Source organism: Enterococcus sp. DIV1328a (assembly GCF_050536905.1).
Classification (GTDB): Bacteria; Bacillota; Bacilli; order Lactobacillales; family Enterococcaceae; genus Enterococcus; species Enterococcus faecalis.
This window is the reverse complement of record NZ_CP172912.1, coordinates 502753-520584: the sequence shown is the minus strand read 5'-3', so window position 1 is coordinate 520584 and position 17832 is coordinate 502753. Positions and strand designations below refer to the sequence as shown.

Below are 17832 nucleotides of genomic sequence, written 5' to 3'. Positions count from 1 at the left end.
TCAGTTCTTTCTCCCATAAATAGCCGTTCCTACTAATTCCCGTATGAAATTCAAGTAAAAAGTGTTTTGCCCCTCCGTTCCAGCACCGCCTGTGCTATTTGGTACAATGGTGATATGGCTAGCATCAAATAATTCATCCGTGAAAAATACTTGATGCTGACTTTTCTTGGAAGAAGGCCTTTCTTCATTTGTTTTTGGATTATTGGTTGTCACTTCTTTTTTACTAACGTCTTCGCTACTTTCTTCCGCTTGCGTTTCGCTAGTAATAGTACTTTCATTTGTTTCTTCCATTTTTTCTGGTGTGCCAGTATTCTCAATCGGATAAATTTCTTCTGTTGGATTGGTCGGATTATAAATTGGATTCCGTTCTTCTGCTGCTTGCACAGTGGTTACTTGAAAAAACGAGAGTAACAATGTACTCCATAATAGTAAATGTTTGTATTTATCCATTTTTCTCACATATATTGCCAAATACTTTAGCTACATAACAAAACAAAAAATATAACTAGTAAAGTGGTATCAGACGATATTTAACAATACTCCTTCTTATTATTTCTTTTTTTGAGTTAGGTTTGTTGAATAAACTGCATGTTTGATAAGTAAAAACAAACAAAAACGTTGCCGATGATCAAATCAAAAATTAACTACTCTTTATATTTCTCTTTCGTTTTTTTCCTGTTTCTTTTTTCGCCAAATCAACCAGGCAATGATTAAAATCACTATCAATAATAGTAGTAAGCCAATCAGCAAATATAAATTTGAATGATTTTCTTTTAAGGTCACATCTTTTTCATTTAATTCTTTGGCAACTTCGCCATTAATTGTAAAGTCTTTTTCAAATTGCCATTGATTTCTAAAAGATATCGATTCATTGTTTATTGATTTTTTAAATGAGCCTGCAGCATCTTTATTCCCAACAACGGTCATAGACAAATGATAATCTCCTGGCTTAAGCGGTTGCCCTTTTAGCGCAATGGGAACAGAAAAATTGGTATTTGGTGCAATTTGCATGTTTGCTTTTTCCTCTTTATATAAAACTTCTTCATGCCCCTTTTTGGTAATCTCTGCCGAAAAGGCAACTTGGTTAATATATGTTTTTTGATCATTTTGTAGATTGACTAAAATCACATTTCTAGCATTAATCTGTCCTGGTGAGACTTTTTTCAAAAGTAAATTTGGCTCAACCTTTTTTTTGTTTTGTTGCATCAATAATGCGACGACATACGAATACTCATTTTTAATGGATAACCCCTGACTTTTATCGTCTTGACGTTTGCCTTCATCCGACATTTCTTCTTTAAAAGTGATACCACTAGCTAACACTCCATCAAAGGGTGTATTAGGCATTTTGACGTTAATAGAAACCGTTTGTTCACTTTTCGGTTTTAAACGAACTGAGCTAGGGTATTGAACATAGTCTTTTATATCAAACGCTAAACTTTGATCTTTTTTTCCCTTATTTTCACCATACTCCACGATTACATTTGAATTGGTAATGGCACTATTGATGGAAATACCTACCTTTACTTCTTTATCTGTATCATTGCGTAAGTTCACTTTCAACTCAGTTTCTTCATTTGGTGCTAGTAATAAATCAAAGTAAGTTTTTTCTTTATCTACTTGTTTTTCTGATGGAATAGGCGTAACCGCAAAATTAAATTCACTGGCAAAACCATTGCTAGGTACTAACGCTAAAAGAATTAGTAGTATCGGAAAAAAAAGAAATCGTTGTTTTTTTCTGTTCAAATTATTTACTCCTTTTCTATATGTAGTGAATAGCAGGTAACCATGTTCCCCGCTATTCTTCTTTTTAAAATTCGTTTAATTTCCTGGAGCGTCTGTCAACGTCCATGTTAATTTTGTGGCGTATTTTTCAGCGTATTTGGTTGTAGAACCTGGAACAGTTAACTCAATACTTTTAGCAGCTGTAGTTGCATCTGTTCCCCAATCAAATAAATAAGTTCCTGCACCGTTTCCTTTTGCTGCACTCATTACATCTGATTGACTACCATCTGAATTCAACGTGATTGTGGCTGGGCCTGTTGGTTTACCTGAATCTGAAGCAGTCACTACATTTCCGTTTTTAAACGTGATAGCTGCCCCAGTCAATTCTTTACCAGAAGTTGATTTAAATTGTCCTTCTTGTTTCACTTTTAATGACCAGCCAGCTTCGGTTCCACGGTTATCTGTTACTTGGACATAGTTAGGCCCTTCTTTGACTTCATCGGTTGCGCCTACCGTCTTGTATTTTTGGGTAGCAGCAAAATAAGTCTGATCCTTCGACGTGATTTTTTGAACACCGAAGTCTAGACTTGACGCATAATCAATTGACAACGGACCGTTTGTTCCTGGATTAGGACCTTCAGGATCTGTTGGGTCAATAGGATCAACTGGATTAGTTGGATCCGTTGGGTCAACCGGATTAGTTGGATCTTCACTTGGTGTAAATTCTACGATACCATTAGATGTATAACTACCGCCATCTTCTGCAAAGGCTTGAGAAGTCATGCCTAAGCTCCCTAAAATAAATGTGGATAAACATACTGTTGTTACTTTTTTCATTTTCTTTTCTCCATTCTTTTCTTTAATTTCCTGGTACGTCTTCTAACGCCCAAGATAAACGAGCTTTAAATGTTCCAACTCTTTGATAAGCTACAGGAACATTGATTTGAATTCCTTGTTGTTTTGATTCATCAAGTAATGCTGTTAAATCTGTTTCACCTTTCTGATTACTTTCTAAAAGCGTAACTGCCTCATTTGTAATCTGAGAGCTTCCAACAGTTGAAACGAAAGAAAAAACATCTGGCATTACAATTGAATCATTTGTTAACGGTTGCGTTTGCTTTAGTTGCAAGCGCCAATTATTTGCGTTACGTTCATCCACGACTTTGAGTCCTTCGGTGGGATGCCCAAGTTTAATTAGTGGTTGATTACGTATCTTTTCCGTACCAAAAGTAATCTGTTTTGGTGCCTCTTTAAAATATAGTTCCCCTAAACGATAGTAAAAATAAATATCTTTTGTTTCCTCTGTCATTATTCCTTCCGTATTGCCCGAGTCTTTTGTAAAAACATAGCCAGAAATATCTAGGGGTTTTTCTTGATAGGGTGCACCAATTTTCCCTGTAACACTTTTAGGTGGGGCAATATCTTTACCTTCCGCGTCTTTATAAAAAACGGTTACTGTTTTTTCTGTTGGTTTAGGAATAGTAATCGTTACATTATTTGACTTTTGCAGTAAGGTTCCTTCTTCATAATAGTCAAAGTTCATAGTTAAAACTTTTTCGGGCGTATTATCTTGAAGGGTTGTTTTTAATTCAATCATCATGTCCTTCTTTAAAACTAGGTAGTCATTTAAAGCAATTGTTAAGTGATTCCCTGTTTGTGTCAGATCTTTGGCTGCTACCTTTTTACCATCAATCGTTAATGAATTTTCTTCATATGCTAATTCATCAGGTAAGTCAATGCTTACTTGCGGTTGACGATCTTCGATAAAGTCATTGTCAATATTCAATGTATTCCGTAGTATCACCTGATCATTTTTCACTGCTTCAACAGCTGAGCTAAACTCCTGACCGTTCACGCTAAGGGCTGCTTGTGACGTAACGTTGGTAGGAATTTGTGTCATTGCTAAAGCATTCTCTTGGTATTTGCCACCTGTGGAAGATGTAAAGCCCCAATAAACCGTTGTTGCGCCAAATTGTGCATTTAAATCTGAAACTACATACGTATTCGTGCCCACACCTTCTAAATCATATGTTAATGCTTTGGTTGCGGCATTCCAATGAACAGTCAACATGCGCCAGGTTCCATTAGATAGATAGGTTGGCGCAACAGTGACGCCTGAATGCTCCCCTGTATAGCTGTTGTTATTAGCTTTCGGAGTGACAAAAGCTAAATGCCCATTTCCCTTATCTTGTGAAATTTCTCGGTCCATTCGGTTGGAACTACCAGTATTTTTATAGGTATCAAACTCAATCGATAAGGCATTTCTAACATAAGGTTGACCAGCTTTCGTGGAGTATGCACCGATTCCCATCCCAGGTGAACCAATGACTTCTTGAGGCGTTGTGGACATTCTAGGATCATTCGTTAAGGTAAAGGTCATACCATCACCAGCATTTGCATACTCGTTTCCTAAATACAAATAACTTTTAAAGGTAAAATCCGACAATAAACTGATTGGTTTTTTTGACCAAATAGCTCCTTTTTGTGATTTAACAGCTGGGTTTAGTTGTAATAACTTCCCACCTTCTAAAATACTTGTTGCATTTCCAATTGGCTCTTGAAATACCTTGTCGATTGGAATGATATTAGGATCATCAGGCAATGAAGTAGCATATGGCGCAGCCAACATGCGCGGCTGTGGTTCAACTATCGCCGATTCCGTTACACTGTTATCGTCATCCTTTTGTTGTTTGCTAGGTTCTAAAGTAGCCGTTGATTGGTCTGTTTCTGCTGGATGATTATCGGTTGTTGTTGTCGTTTCTAGGGAAGGTTCTTGCTCTAATGTTTCCGAGTGAGAAGGAGCGCTAGTTGCCTGATCATTGGCCGATTCCTCCACTATTTCCCGATTGACTTCGTTGATATTTGTCGAAGGATTACTAATCGCTTCGCTAGTAATAGGCGCAAGGAGTAGTAAGAATAAACTACTTGCCAAAAAGACTAGGCTTTGTTTGTTTCGCATCTCTCTTCACCTCTACTTTTTAAATTCCTGGTACATCCGTCAACGTCCACAATAATTTTGTTTGATATTTCACGGCATCTTTAGGGGTTGACCCTGGTACTGATAGCGCGACATCTTTTGTAACATTAACATTGTGTACCGTATTGGTTTCATCGCGTTCTGCAACCACTTCTACTTTGCCCCAATAAGTAGCCCAAGTTCCCGCACCAGTTCCTTGCTTCGCAGCTGCCACTAGCGATGCGGTCCCTGGAACAAGGGCAATCTTATTTGTTGCCTCTGGTTTCACAACATTTTGCGCATTACTATTAACAGTCGGGTTAGTTAAAGAAATTTGCGCACCTGTCAACTGACTATTTAAAGTAGCCTTTGTTGCTTTAAATTGCTCCTTTTGCGTAACCGTTAAAGACCAACCACTATTGGTTCCTCTATTATCAGAAATTTGCACAAAATTTGGTGTATCTTTTTGATTTTCTTGATATTGCTGTGCTCTTGCAAAATATACTTGGTCTTTATTCGAAATACGATTTTTCCCAAAGACAAAACTTGAAGCATAATCAATAGACAGTGGTCCTTGGGTACCAGGATTGGGACCTTCTGGGTCTGTTGGATCAATTGGTTTGACTGGCTTTTCTGGATCGGGATTTTCTGGATCAACCGGCTCTGTCGGATCTACGTTCGGAATAAATTCTACTAAACCATTCGAACGATACTCTTTTGGCTCCTCTGCCTTCGCTTGTAAGGACCAACCAGCAACTGCAAATGTACTGCATAGAACGATTCCTGTGAATTGTTTTTTCATTGCTTTTCTCCTTTATTTAATTATTAACGGGAGTATCTTCTAATGCCCAAACTAACTTCGTTGAATATTGTTGTGCAAGCTTTACAGATTTTCCGGGAACGAATAATTGGACAGCTTCTTTATTTGTTGCTTCATTTGAACCAAAGCGATAAACCCAAGTCCCAACACCTGTTTCTTTTTTAGCGTTCATCGCTAGATTATTATTTACACCAGGTGTTAAGGAAATAGTACTACTGACTTCAGTAGGTTTATATTTTTCATCCACCATTGAGGCAGCTTCTGCCTTTGTAAACGTTAATTGAGCGCCGACTAGTTCCTCTCCAGTAGCTGTTTTAAATTGTTCAGGTTGGGAAAGCGTTAGTTTCCATCCTGCTAACGTTCCTCTTTTATCAGTTACTTGTACATAGGTTGGTTTTTTTGAACCATCTTTCATTTCATCTGGCGCAGCATAATACGTTTGATCTGCCGTAGAAATCTTTTGTGTACCAAATTTAAATTTTGACCCATAATCAATTGATAAGGCACCACCCGTTCCTGGCCCTGGAGGATCAATTGGGTCTACTGGATCAGTAGGATCGGGATTTTCTGGATCAACTGGCGGTGTGATTTCGTTATCGCCTGCTTCAAAAGTAATTGTGCCTTCCGTATTGTATTCTTTCGGAAAAGTTTCTGCTGCTGATGCGTTTATTGCTTGAAACCCTACGCCTAAAAGTATGGTTGCCGATGTAAGTAAAACAGTTTTTTTCATTAAATAAGCTCCTTCTCTCGTTTCATTTTATTAATTAAATAAATGACTACCCCCAACAAACTAACTCCTATCAAGGAATACAGTGGATTTTCAGACTCGCCTGTTTTAGGTAAAACTGCTTGTCCAGAAGCAGCTAAATTGTTTCTTCCCTGTTCTTCTGATTGTTGGGTATACGCTACGTCATTTGACTCTTTTTCATTCTCATAAACGTAGGTACCATAGAAGCTCGCTTGACCATTTGATTCATAATTATTTTCTTCAGCCATAACGCTTTTTGTTTGCAACCCAATGATCAATAGCCCTAAACATACCAAACTAAACCTTTTTATGATTTTCATCTGAATTCCTCCTTCCCCATTTTCAACATTGACTGGCCCAGCCAATAAACATTATATAAAAGAAATATTTATTAGATTTTTTTATTTTTTTCAGACGCTTTTAAAAAATAAAATGGTTTCAGCTAAGAAAGCTTTAAAATCAATACTTTTAAAGACAAAAAAATAAACAAAAAAACTTCAAAAAATAATTTTCGAAGTTTTTTTTGTTTATTTTTTTATTATTTTTATACTTCAACCGCTTCTAACAAAGCTAAACGTTCAGCAACTTCTGCTTCTGTTAAATTATATTTTTTTACATAACGGTTGGCAGGATGCTGGCTACATTCTAATGAGCAGCCGCCTAAATGTTTATATTCATTTTCTTCTGAAGTTAAGATTTGACGATTACATTCTGGGTTTGCACAGTTAATGTAGCGTTCGCAAGGTGTCCCATCAAACCAGTCTTTCCCAATAACTTTTTTATCAACATGATTAATTTCGACACTGATTCGGTCATCAAAGACATACATTTTGCCGTCCCAAAGTTCGCCACGTGTTTCTGGATTTTTTCCATAGTTGGCGATACCACCATGCAATTGAGCAACATCTTCAAATCCTTCTTTTAATAACCAGCCAGAAAATTTTTCACAGCGAATCCCGCCAGTACAATAGGTAACAATTTTTTTATCCATAAATTGTTCTTTGTTCTCGCGAATCCATTGTGGTAACTCACGGAAGCTACGGATATCTGGGCGCACGGCACCACGGAAATGACCTAAATCATATTCATAATCGTTACGAGCATCGATTACAACAGTGTCTTCGTCTAGTAAGGCTTCTTTAAATTCTGCAGGTTCCAAATATTTCCCCGTCGTTTCTAATGGATCAACGTCTTCTTCTAAGTTCAACGCCACTAATTCAGAACGTGGGCGAACAAACATTTTGCGGAACGCCATTTCTTCTGCTGGATCAATTTTAAAGAATGTATCCTTAAAGCGCTCATCTGCTTGCATTGCTTCCATGTACTTTTCTGTTTCTTCGACAGTACCAGATAACGTTCCGTTAATCCCTTCTGTCGCTACTAAAATACGGCCTTTTAAATTTAATGATTTGCAAAAAGCTAGATGCTCTTTCGCAAAAGCTTCTGGATCTTCAATTGTTGTATATTTGTAATAAAGTAATACTTGGTATTTCATCTTGTTTTCCCCTTTTGTATAAAGTCATTCTATCCCATTATACGGTGAATAAAAAAGGGAAAGCGATTATTTTGCTTGTGTATTTACACACAATAAAAAAAGCCTGATAAACGGCGGGAACAGAACCAACACTACGCGTTGCTCCGATCTCAACAACTTCTAAGGTGTTTTCTCGACATGCGTCTCGTCACAGTACAGCCTTCAAAAGAGCTACAGCTCTAAGAGTTGCGATGTTTCACTGTGAAGCATGAACAGATGAAATCATCGTACCTACTTGGTGAAGGTCCTTCGGAAATAAGCCGAAATTGACTTTCTCACACAAGTGTTCGGTGTATCTTAATCCTTCCAAGTGTTGAGAATCACGAAGAACGTAGTGATTCGATGATGAACAATACCTACTTGGTCTCCAAAAATTAAAGAGCACCGGGTAGGTATCATGCAACATCAACTCGTACCTCGTTGTGTTTTATGACAATTTTCGGAAATTTCTTCTTATTGCTGAGAAACACTATTTGCAAAGCAAATAGATGTTGAACAGTACCTACTTGGTTCTCGGAGCTAAACGGTTCTGTCCTGACCTCTTCTATATACTACTCCTTTTCAGAAGTCGCGGCGAGTTGTTCTTGCAATTCACCTAAAAGTTCAATTTGAATATTTTGGATTTTTACCAAATTTTCTAGTTGATTATTGATAATATAATCCATTTTCTCATGTAATAAATTAATTTCTACTTCTGCTTTTAAGTTAATTTTATAATCATTATTCGCTTGTTCTCTATCACGGGCTTCTTGTCTGTTTTGACTCATCATAATAATCGGTGCTTGGATAGCTGCTAAACAAGATAAGGCGAGATTTAGCAAAATATAAGGATATTTGTCAAATGGTTGTCCCAATAAAGTGGTAGAGTTAATCACGATCCAAGCAATCAACACGAAGCAAAAGAAGCCAATAAACACCCAGCTACCGCCAAATTTAGCAATGGTATCCGCTGCTCGTTGGCCAAAGGTTAATTTCTTTTCCATCTTTTCATTCATATTATTGGAAATCAGCTTATCTTCTTTGATATGTTGAACCACCAATTCATTCAGTTGTTGGATTTTTTCAGAATCATTTGCGACCAATTGTTTCATGTAATCCAAACGATAATTAAGTAACTCCGCCAATGTAATCATCGATTCAGCTGTCAATTGTGGATTGTTTTGGAGAATAAAAGCTTGCGTTTCCTGTTCTATATCTTGAAGATAAATGTTTTTTTCCGTTGATTCACCAATAACAACTTGTTTATTTTTTGATCGCTTCATCTTCGTCACTCCCTTTGATCGTTCTTCCCTTTATTTTAATATAAAGTCTCTCAGAAGAAACCTAAAAAGGCTTTGGAGTGATCGTTGTTGCTTCTGCTTTAAAATTTAACAGTTAAATTGGTTACATCATGGAACAACGAACCAATTAATTCTTTGTATTTCGCTGGATTCACACAATTAGTTAGCAATATGACCCCGGTTTTCATATCTTTTGAAAATAAAACCAGGGCTTGTTGACCCGCTTCAACGCCGTGTAAGCGTAAATAATTATCATGAACATAGATGCCGCCATGATAAGAACTTTGCTGAGAAGACGTCCATAATTTTTGCAAAAGTGCGGTGGAAACTAAGTGTCCACTCATTAATTGATGTAAGTACCAATACAAATCACCTGTCGTCATATCCACATTCCCAGTCCCAAATTCATGGGCAAAACTAGCTGCGGGAATTGAGAGCACTTGATTATACGAATTGTCTTCTGTCCATTTATAACTTGTTGAATTATTGGGTTGTTCCAATAAGGTTTCATAGAAGCCAAAATTCTTTAAACCAGCCGTTTTGTGATAAAGATTATTAAATAATTCTTGATAGGTACGTTGATACATTTTCTCTAACATTCCTGCTAAAAGGACAAAATTTACTGGGGAATAATTGTATTTTCCTTTATTGACTTGAATGGTATTTTGTTTAACAAATTGAATAATTTCTTCATCGGTAACGATATTATTAGGCATTGCTGATAACTTTAAACCGCTTGTCATATTCAACATATCGCTAATCGTAATGTCCTCAGCACCTTGTACTTGCGGATAAAACGTAGCGAGTTTTGTATCTAATGTAAGTTTACCTTCTTCAATTGCTTTTAAGATCAAGGTTGTGGTAAAAGATTTTTGAATTGAGCCAATCTGAAACCTTGTGTTTGGCGTGTTGGCTTGTTGCTTTTCAAAATTGGCAAAGCCATATCCTTTATTTACTAAAACCTGATCATCTTTAATGATCAAAGCCGAACCAATATAATTTGTTTCTTGAATTTTTTGATCAAGTTCGCCACTATCTGGTGCAACTATTTCTTTCGTTAAATTCGCATAATTATCACTTCGGCGATCTTCTTCCAAGACCACTTTCGATTCTTGACTAACTTGTGAATCTCTAGTGAAAAAGAACGTTTTTATTAAATAACCACTACCACCAATCACCACCAACAAACATACTATAAAAAGCCAATTCACTCCTCCATGTCTTTTCTTTGCATGTCGTTTACGCATACCGCTTACCTCCGCCTATTCTATTAACAGCATTATCATACGCTATATTTTCATGAAAATTACAGTTTTTAGTAAAATTTATAAAACTTTCAACTTTTATAAAAAACAGCTTGGCACCAGAATCAATCTAGATTCTGGTGCCAAGCTGTTTTTTATTTACTTTCTTGCCCCATCACAGCAAAGTAATTATCATCGTTATCTGCAAAATTAAAAACTAAGCCTGTTGGCAATTGAACCATTTCACCAACAGTAACCCCAGCCTCTTGCATTTTTTTATAGAGACCAATGATATCATCGCTAGCAAACATTAGAGAAGGGGTATTCCCCGCCACTTCTGGTGAATGTTTTTGAATAAAGGCCAAATCATATAAAACAATAATCGTCTCTGCTGATTCACTTGGCGCAATTTCTACCACCAATGTGCCGTCAACTTCCTCTCTTTCCTTTTCAACAAAGCCAAACGTTTGCCAAAATTGACTAGATTCCTCAACATTATTCACATATAACATAATCTTTACTTGGTTTGAAAACATTCCTTCACGTCCTTTTGAATTTAGTTAATAACTTATTATATACGTTCTTTTAAATAATTACTGCACTTTCGCTTAAAATCAAAATAAAAGTGTTTGAGCAAGACATTGCTCAAACACTTTTCGTTTTATTGATTTAGATATTTGCATCTAAGACAACGTCGCGATCATTTAAGACATCACGATCTAATTCATGAATACGAGCACTTGTTAACACGCCTGCAACCATACTATCGTTAACGTTAACAGCTGTCCGCGCCATGTCAATAAGTGGTTCAACCGAAATTACTAAACCAACAATTGCAACCGGCAAGTTCATTGCGCCTAAAACGATTAGAGAAGCAAAGGTTGCTCCGCCGCCGACACCGGCTACGCCAAATGAACTGATTGTGACAACTGCTACTAACATTAAAATAAATTGTAAACTAAAGACATCAATTCCAACAGTTGGTGCAACGATGGTTGCTAACATAGCTGGATAAACGCCGGCACAACCATTTTGTCCAATAGATAAACCGAAACTACCAGCAAAGTTTGCTGTGGCATCATCGACACCTAGTGCTTTGGTTTGTGTTTCAATATTTAATGGTAAAGCTCCTGCACTTGAACGAGAAGTAAAAGCAAAGCTCAAGACTGGAAAAACTTTTTTTAGATACGTAACTGGATTGACTTTTAAAGTAATTAAAATCAACATATGAATGGCAAAAACAATAATTAAGGCCACATACGATGCCAACACAAATTTACCTAAGTTAATAATCGCAACAAAATCACTTGTTGCTACAACATTAATCATTAACGCTAACACGCCATAAGGGGTTAAGCGTAAAACTAAGGTAACAATTCGCATGGTAATTTTATATAAACTATCAATTAAATTTGCAAAAAATTCAGCTTCTTTTGGCGCTTTACGACGAACGCCTAAATAAGCGACACCAACAAACGCAGCAAAGATTACCACCCCAATGGTACTCATTGGTCGTGTTCCCGCAAAGTCAGCAAAGACATTTTTAGGAATAAATGAAACGATTTGTTGGGGAATCGTCAAATCTTGAATCGCATCTTGACGCGTCGCTAACTCGGCAATTCTTGACGTTTCTGCAGCACCTTGCGTGAATTTTGCCCCTTGAAGACCAAACGCTAAGGTTGTTCCAATCCCCACCAAGGCAGCTACTGCTGTTGTTCCTAGTAAGGTGGCTAACACATTAAAGCTAATTTTTCCTAATTTATTGGATTCTTTCATTTTTGTAAATGCACCTACGATAGATACAAATACTAACGGAATTACGAGCATTTGTAGAAACGCTACATAACCATTACCTACAATCCCGATCCATTCCATTGATTGCGTAGTAATTTTACTGTCTGTACCAAAAGCAAATTGAATAATTGCACCTAAAACAATCCCCACGCCCAATGCTGAAAAGACACGTGTTGAGAATTTTAAATGTTTCTTTTGCATTTGGTAGAAACCGAATAACACAGCAATAAATGCAAGGATCACTAATACAGTGATGAATGTTGTCATTTTAGTTCCTCCCTATGTTTTTAATGACAAGTACATCAAAGGAAGTAAAGGTTCCCGGTACTCACTCTCCAGTAAATACCCTGAAAACAGCAAACTGTTTCCAGTGATAGTTCTATTGTACCTTATTTTATAACAAATAGTGGGATAATTTGCTTACTTTTTGATAGAAAATAACCGTTGTGATAGTTTAAAACTATCACCAAGTGTTGTTTTACTAGTCACTGTAAAAATAATTTGTTTTTTGTCCTCTTTCTTTTAAGCTGACGTGGTATACTTAGTTCTAGGAGGTGTAAGCGTATGCAAAAAATTTGTTGGATCCTTTCTGTCAACCGTGATGGAGCGACGTTATTTGTGGGAAGCCCTGCAAATGCGGGTCCTTGGCTCTTTTCAAATAAAGAGCAGCAAAACATCAAAGCCTTTTTTCAACCAACCTATGAAATTGACTTTATCAGTTATGATGTTCTTTCAGAGGAAGTACCAGAAGCTGCGTTCATTTTGTACAATGAAATGCTCGCTCCCTATCTTCCCGAAAAAATCACCAAAGTTGGTCAGCCGATTGCTTATGTGGATATCGCTACAAAAAATTATGAACAGTTTAAAAAAGCTTTGGTTGCTAAATCTTCACAAGAATAAAAACAGCGTTTGTAACGGAATCCGTTATAAACGCTGTTTTTAAAGTTTAAGCTTCTTCTGATTGTTGAAAATTCAATTGAACACCTGGACGATCCAGAGCAATTTCAGTTACTTCATAAGATAAACGTTCGACGATGCTAAATAAAGGACGCACAAGTTCATCGACTTCTTCTTGCGAAATATCTTCTTGTTTTTCAATTTTACGATCAATAATGTGATTAATTTGGCTAATCGCCCCTGATAAAACAAATTCGTCAAAGACAATTCGAAATTCTAAGCGAGCAACAAGTGCTGAGCTATTTTCTGGATAATTTTCTTCTTCTACTTCAATTGGTGAAAAACTGACACGTAAATCTGTCTCTACTTCTGAATCAGGTACTCGCATATCATAGTGATACGCTTCAACAATTTCTTGTTGGCGTTTAATTTCCATTGTTTTTTCTCTCCTTTTTTAACAAGATATTCCCCTTTTAGAATATCCAATGGTTTCTTTTCTCAAGTATACCACAAGTCCAAAAGTTGCCTAGACCAAAAAACACAGAAGATCAGACTTTTTTGATAACTTGATTTTGGCAGTTTGAACAAGTGACTTTGATTGTTCCTCGTCCTTTCGGCGCACGTAATGACTGCTGACATTTTGGACATTTAAAATAACGATATCCTTTCTGAGTCATGTGTCGCTTGCGAAAAGCATGAACCTTTTGCATTAGGCGTTGTTTTCGAAGAATAAACCGTTGATTTTCATTCAATCGCGGGTGAATATGTTTTGAAAAAAAGCGATAATACACGTAGGCGACTGTGATTAAAATCAATAACCGAACCCAAAGATAGCCAGTAAAAATATTGATAAGCGCCAGCACGACACTTGTTAGCAACAGCGTTCGATTCAATTCATCGAACCGGGCATAACGTCCTTGTAAAAATCGTTGCGCTTTTTTGCGCCAACGTAGAATGCGTTCAAACCAAATTTGGCTCATTTATCTTCCTTCTTTCGAGCATTATTTTTTGAATAAATGATTGATTTACAGAAACTTTCAATCAAAATTTACACTTACTAAGTCCAAATTTTGAACAACTGTCGGTTATTTTCGATGGTATACTTCTAGAGAAGTCAGGTCAACCGATGAATGACTTCGTTGATAATAGCTACCGCTATTTTATACAAACTTAAACTGTCGATAGATAGATTATCCGATTTTAACTTAGGGGAAGGTTAAAATCCGATTCTATAATTTAGCACTACACTCCTTTATTTAGTAGCAACTTTAGCCTATCTATCCACATTTTAAGTCAAAAAGAAGCAAGTCCGGACTTGCTTCTTTTTATTTATCTTTCTAATTCTTCAATTTTCTTCTCAATTAATGCCAAGACATATTGACACGCTTCAGGATCTTCGACAAAATCATATTTATCGCCATCAATTTGAATTTTAGGACTTTCATCATAGTCTTCGTACCATTGATCATAACGCTCGTTCAACATTTGATAGTAATCATACAACGTTGGATCTGTCTCAATTTGTTCATAAGGACGGCCACGTTTTTTGATGCGTTCTAACATTTTGGGAAATGAAATACGAATGTGAACTAACAAATCAGGTCTTTTTTTATGCGCAGCATAAGGCAATTCTTGGAGCATGTTTTGTAATAAGTCATCGTACACTTTGACCTCTGTTTCGTTGGCACGACCTAAATCTGCATTTAAATGAAAAAGTAATGAATCTTCATAAATCGAGCGATCCAATACATTATTTTCATGCGTTAATGCTTGTTTAATACTATCAAAACGTTTATTTAAAAAATAAATTTGTAATAAAAATGCGTACTTTTCCGGTTCCGCATAAAATAAAGGTAATACCTCATTATCATCAACTGATTCGTAAAAGGCTTCTGAACCTAAACGGTTTGCAATTAAAGCTGTTAAACTAGATTTACCAGCGCCAATCGTACCTGCTAAAACAATCACTGCCATCGAACTCCCTACCTATTTTTTTCCATTTTATTTTTTATCTTCAACCAATTAAACATACCAAAAATTGAGTTAAAAGTATACATACAATACATAACAAATATCGCATAATCACCACCAGCGTGCGTCCCTGCTCGGAACCATAACAAAATTGAAAAAATATTTCCTAGTAGCCAAAACACGAATTGCGATTGATAACGTTTAATCATCAATAACATCCCTGTCGCTGAAACACTGAACGTGATTGCATCTAATGTTTGTTGCGCATCATTTACAAAACCTAACAAAATATATGCAGCTACGCCAATGAGCAGCCACGTGAAAAAGGCATACAACCACTGAATACCTTTTAAAACTTTTACGTCGGTTACTTGACCCGAGCCATCCTCGCTAGCCCGAAGCCAAGCATAAAGCCCTGTAATGTCCATAATAATATAGAAGCTTTGTAAAAGAACTTCGGCATATACCCGTGTCACTAACCCAAAATAGCCAATAATCACTGCACTGATTAACCCAAAAATGTAATTGCTGACTTTTCCTTGGGCAATTAAATTCACACAAATGATGCCGGCTAAACCACCTACTAACGTAATCCAATTCGATGGATTGATAGCAAATGCAATCAACTGTACCCCCACCATCAAAGCTAAAAACAAGTAACTTCTCGTTTCCCAACCTTTAAAATCATTCACCAAAAAATTCTTATTCACGACAAATTTCCGACCTTCCTAAAACCAAACTTTTCTCTGTTGACGTCTCAATAAGAGTACTCCGTTTTAAAAAACAAGTCAATCAGATTTCGGAATAAAAAGAAGATTTTAATACTATATATTGATTAAAAAAACAAAAAGACACTACATATAGTCATTCTACAAGCATTCTGATATCCTTTATTGCCACAATATTTTCTTCATCTTGCTTTAATCTTCTATGTATTCATGGATTTGTTTCCATCTAATGATTCCTGCGGCAGAACCCTTTACGACGGTAGCGCTCCAAATTAATGTTGCGAAAGCGGAAGCAACCACACATATTCATGCTTCAAACACAGCCATCGTTCACTCTTTTTATTGAAATGCTTAAAAATTGATGGCCGTATTTCTCGAATCTGGCCACTTATTAACTTATTACATGAAAACATTCGCCTAAAAAAGCAAAAAAAATGACTAACCTAAATAATCGACCTACAAACAATTCCTTTCATTTGTAGGTCGATTATCTTTATTAGGTTTGATACGGATGTTTCGCCATTCCTAGTTTCCCTTTACTGCTCATCTCTATTTATTTTTTTACTGTTTGCCAACAGCTCGTTGTCTGAAAGTACTATCCGTCCTTTTGTACTTTGTTCAAAGCTGTAAGCTTGCTCAAATAACGTTTGCTCTTTATTGGCAGTTTGTGTAAAAGTCAGCCCATAAGGTTGTCCTTCACTGTTTTTCGCCAAAGGAACCGTCAATTCAGGATATCCTGCCACAGCACTTAAACCCGTACCTTCAGAATCAATAAAGGCATATCCGTCTAATTGTTGTTTTTTTAGCAACGCATCAAACGTTTGTTGTGCTTTTTTAATAGTTGTTTGAATGATTTCTTTATCTGGTTGTTTCTTTTTAACATCTGCTTCTAATAAATCTTGCCCATACTTGGCACGAACCTTTTTATCTTGTTGATTATACGCAATTAGTTCCTCCAGTGTTTTAAATGGTAAGTCATAACGTTTCGCAAATTCTTCCAATGCAAACTTAAATTCATTGGAAATAACTGCCCCGCCATCAATCCCTTCCATGTCTGGCGTTACCGGAATCACTTCTGCTCCAGCTTTTTGGAGGGCCTTTTTAGCAGTCGCAAATTCTTCTTCAGCACTTGGCATTTCTAGCAACCCAATGCGTTGACCTTGTAAGTTATTTTTAGTAAATTTCGTTGAATCAATGCTCGGAACCGTGTCTTTCTTAAACGCATTATAGCCTTGTGCAGCATCAACGACACTTCGGGCAATCGGGCCAACTGTATCTAATGATGGTGCCAATGGTAAAACACCTTCGCCACTTACTGAACTGTGGGTCGGTTTAAAACCAACCACTGATTGATGAGAAGCGGGGGAAACAATCGATCCCATCGTCTCAGTGCCTAAAGAGAAGGCGCCGATATTCATCGTCACACTAGCCGCACTCCCAGAACTTGAACCTGAAGGTGTTATTTTGAGTGGCCCATAAGGATTAAGTGTTTGTCCATGTTTGGAACTATAGCCACTTGGTGCTTTCATTGACATATAATTCGCTAGTTCAGATAAGTTTACTTTTCCTAAAATCAAAGCTTGCGCCTCTGTTAACTTCTTAACTACTTCCGCATCTTCCTTAGGCTTGAACGTGCGTAAGGCATAAGCTCCTGCACTCGAAATCATGTTGGTCGTATTTATATTTTCTTTCAAAGTCACAGGAATACCATACAAAGGCTTCTTCGGTGTTTGAGAGGCTTGTTGGTCAAATGCCTTTGCTTCCTTAATTGCTTGCGGATTGATTTCAGAGATGCTGTTCATGCCATTATCTATTTGATCGAACTGTAAAATACGGTCCAAATAAAACGCCGTAAGTTCTTCATAGGTCAATGCTCCGTTGGCAATCGCTTGCTGTAATTCAGTGATATTTTTTTCAATAATCAACGGTGCTTTGGTCCGAGCTTTTTGTACATCCGTTTCTTTTAATTGGTCTTCAATCGTTTTAACGATTCTCTCTTGATTGTACATTGCTGGGGTTTCTGCCTCAGGAGTGAACTTTTTGAGTATAAACCAATACGCTGCAGCGCCTATTATGACTAACAAAACAGCAATTATTCCGATTACTTTTAAAAATTTAGACATTTTTATCCTCCT

At 36.8% G+C, this 17832-nt stretch carries 18 protein-coding genes; 1 reads left to right on the top strand and 17 read right to left on the bottom strand.

What is annotated here, in order from left to right:
* The 12 genes from IGL93_RS02600 to IGL93_RS02545 all read right to left on the bottom strand — a co-directional run bounded on the left by IGL93_RS02600 (window position 1) and on the right by IGL93_RS02545 (window position 12368).
* Window positions 1-450 carry a hypothetical protein gene (locus IGL93_RS02600; RefSeq protein WP_010775629.1) on the bottom strand — a complete coding sequence of 150 codons (450 nt, stop codon included), beginning with the start codon at window positions 448-450 and terminating at the stop codon, window positions 1-3.
* Between the two features lie 201 nt (window positions 451-651).
* Complete coding sequence (locus IGL93_RS02595; protein WP_033789197.1) at window positions 652-1746, bottom strand: DUF916 and DUF3324 domain-containing protein; 1095 nt, start codon at window positions 1744-1746, stop codon at window positions 652-654.
* Window positions 1747-1821: 75 nt separating this feature from the next.
* Window positions 1822-2562, bottom strand: coding sequence for a WxL domain-containing protein (locus tag IGL93_RS02590; RefSeq protein WP_002375974.1), 741 nt, complete (start codon window positions 2560-2562; stop codon window positions 1822-1824).
* 22 nt (window positions 2563-2584) lie between these two features.
* Window positions 2585-4684, bottom strand: a complete 2100-nt coding sequence (locus IGL93_RS02585) for a lectin-like domain-containing protein (RefSeq protein ID WP_284954690.1) — start codon at window positions 4682-4684, stop codon at window positions 2585-2587.
* A gap of 19 nt (window positions 4685-4703) precedes the next feature.
* The gene (locus IGL93_RS02580; RefSeq protein ID WP_010775625.1) at window positions 4704-5483 is read right to left on the bottom strand and encodes a WxL domain-containing protein; all 780 of its coding nucleotides are present in this window, start codon (window positions 5481-5483) and stop codon (window positions 4704-4706) included.
* A 16-nt stretch (window positions 5484-5499) separates the two neighbouring features.
* A complete protein-coding gene (locus IGL93_RS02575; RefSeq protein ID WP_010713875.1) occupies window positions 5500-6231 on the bottom strand; it encodes a WxL domain-containing protein in 732 nt (243 codons plus the stop codon).
* A complete protein-coding gene (locus IGL93_RS02570; RefSeq protein WP_002355604.1) occupies window positions 6231-6614 on the bottom strand; it encodes an LPXTG cell wall anchor domain-containing protein in 384 nt (127 codons plus the stop codon). Before IGL93_RS02570 ends, IGL93_RS02575 begins: the two co-directional genes overlap by 1 nt.
* Window positions 6615-6793: 179 nt before the next feature.
* On the bottom strand, window positions 6794-7744 hold the full coding sequence (locus tag IGL93_RS02565; RefSeq protein ID WP_010775624.1) for a rhodanese-related sulfurtransferase: 951 nt from the start codon (window positions 7742-7744) through the stop codon (window positions 6794-6796).
* A gap of 590 nt (window positions 7745-8334) precedes the next feature.
* On the bottom strand, window positions 8335-9045 hold the full coding sequence (locus tag IGL93_RS02560) for a DUF1003 domain-containing protein (protein ID WP_010775623.1): 711 nt from the start codon (window positions 9043-9045) through the stop codon (window positions 8335-8337).
* A gap of 98 nt (window positions 9046-9143) precedes the next feature.
* On the bottom strand, window positions 9144-10310 hold the full coding sequence (locus tag IGL93_RS02555; RefSeq protein ID WP_002398113.1) for a serine hydrolase domain-containing protein: 1167 nt from the start codon (window positions 10308-10310) through the stop codon (window positions 9144-9146).
* Window positions 10311-10462: 152 nt separating this feature from the next.
* Window positions 10463-10843, bottom strand: a complete 381-nt coding sequence (locus tag IGL93_RS02550; protein ID WP_002363195.1) for a VOC family protein — start codon at window positions 10841-10843, stop codon at window positions 10463-10465.
* Window positions 10844-10976: 133 nt separating this feature from the next.
* A complete protein-coding gene (locus IGL93_RS02545; RefSeq protein ID WP_002355598.1) occupies window positions 10977-12368 on the bottom strand; it encodes an L-cystine transporter in 1392 nt (463 codons plus the stop codon).
* Between the two features lie 297 nt (window positions 12369-12665).
* Between IGL93_RS02545 and IGL93_RS02540 the strand changes: the two genes are divergently transcribed.
* Entirely contained in the window at window positions 12666-13001 is a 336-nt protein-coding gene (locus tag IGL93_RS02540) for a hypothetical protein (protein WP_002366186.1), read from the top strand.
* A 46-nt stretch (window positions 13002-13047) separates the two neighbouring features.
* Here IGL93_RS02540 and IGL93_RS02535 read toward each other — a convergent pair whose 3' ends face one another.
* From IGL93_RS02535 to IGL93_RS02515, 5 genes are all read right to left on the bottom strand, one after another.
* Window positions 13048-13434, bottom strand: a complete 387-nt coding sequence (locus tag IGL93_RS02535) for a DUF1149 family protein (RefSeq protein ID WP_002358717.1) — start codon at window positions 13432-13434, stop codon at window positions 13048-13050.
* Window positions 13435-13546: 112 nt separating this feature from the next.
* The gene (locus IGL93_RS02530; RefSeq protein WP_010775621.1) at window positions 13547-13978 is read right to left on the bottom strand and encodes a hypothetical protein; all 432 of its coding nucleotides are present in this window, start codon (window positions 13976-13978) and stop codon (window positions 13547-13549) included.
* 349 nt (window positions 13979-14327) lie between these two features.
* A complete protein-coding gene (locus IGL93_RS02525) occupies window positions 14328-14972 on the bottom strand; it encodes a deoxynucleoside kinase (RefSeq protein ID WP_002355594.1) in 645 nt (214 codons plus the stop codon).
* Window positions 14973-14980: 8 nt separating this feature from the next.
* Window positions 14981-15679, bottom strand: a complete 699-nt coding sequence (gene pnuC / locus IGL93_RS02520; RefSeq protein WP_002408018.1) for a nicotinamide riboside transporter PnuC — start codon at window positions 15677-15679, stop codon at window positions 14981-14983.
* A 554-nt stretch (window positions 15680-16233) separates the two neighbouring features.
* On the bottom strand, window positions 16234-17820 hold the full coding sequence (locus IGL93_RS02515; RefSeq protein WP_010713879.1) for an amidase family protein: 1587 nt from the start codon (window positions 17818-17820) through the stop codon (window positions 16234-16236).
* Window positions 17821-17832 lie beyond the last annotated feature (12 nt).

Excerpts from the sequence above, each read along its gene's own strand:
- IGL93_RS02590 (WP_002375974.1), bottom strand. The coding sequence starts at position 2,562 with ATGAAAAAAGTAACAACAGTATGTTTATCCACATTTATTTTAGGGAGC.
- IGL93_RS02565 (WP_010775624.1), bottom strand. The coding sequence starts at position 7,744 with ATGAAATACCAAGTATTACTTTATTACAAATATACAACAATTGAAGAT.
- IGL93_RS02545 (WP_002355598.1), bottom strand. The coding sequence starts at position 12,368 with ATGACAACATTCATCACTGTATTAGTGATCCTTGCATTTATTGCTGTG.
- IGL93_RS02600 (WP_010775629.1), bottom strand. The coding sequence starts at position 450 with ATGGATAAATACAAACATTTACTATTATGGAGTACATTGTTACTCTCG.
- IGL93_RS02555 (WP_002398113.1), bottom strand. The coding sequence starts at position 10,310 with ATGCGTAAACGACATGCAAAGAAAAGACATGGAGGAGTGAATTGGCTT.
- IGL93_RS02550 (WP_002363195.1), bottom strand. The coding sequence starts at position 10,843 with ATGTTTTCAAACCAAGTAAAGATTATGTTATATGTGAATAATGTTGAG.
- IGL93_RS02560 (WP_010775623.1), bottom strand. The coding sequence starts at position 9,045 with ATGAAGCGATCAAAAAATAAACAAGTTGTTATTGGTGAATCAACGGAA.
- IGL93_RS02585 (WP_284954690.1), bottom strand. The coding sequence starts at position 4,684 with ATGCGAAACAAACAAAGCCTAGTCTTTTTGGCAAGTAGTTTATTCTTA.
- IGL93_RS02580 (WP_010775625.1), bottom strand. The coding sequence starts at position 5,483 with ATGAAAAAACAATTCACAGGAATCGTTCTATGCAGTACATTTGCAGTT.
- IGL93_RS02535 (WP_002358717.1), bottom strand. The coding sequence starts at position 13,434 with ATGGAAATTAAACGCCAACAAGAAATTGTTGAAGCGTATCACTATGAT.
- IGL93_RS02540 (WP_002366186.1), top strand. The coding sequence starts at position 12,666 with ATGCAAAAAATTTGTTGGATCCTTTCTGTCAACCGTGATGGAGCGACG.
- IGL93_RS02530 (WP_010775621.1), bottom strand. The coding sequence starts at position 13,978 with ATGAGCCAAATTTGGTTTGAACGCATTCTACGTTGGCGCAAAAAAGCG.
- IGL93_RS02575 (WP_010713875.1), bottom strand. The coding sequence starts at position 6,231 with ATGAAAAAAACTGTTTTACTTACATCGGCAACCATACTTTTAGGCGTA.
- IGL93_RS02525 (WP_002355594.1), bottom strand. The coding sequence starts at position 14,972 with ATGGCAGTGATTGTTTTAGCAGGTACGATTGGCGCTGGTAAATCTAGT.
- IGL93_RS02515 (WP_010713879.1), bottom strand. The coding sequence starts at position 17,820 with ATGTCTAAATTTTTAAAAGTAATCGGAATAATTGCTGTTTTGTTAGTC.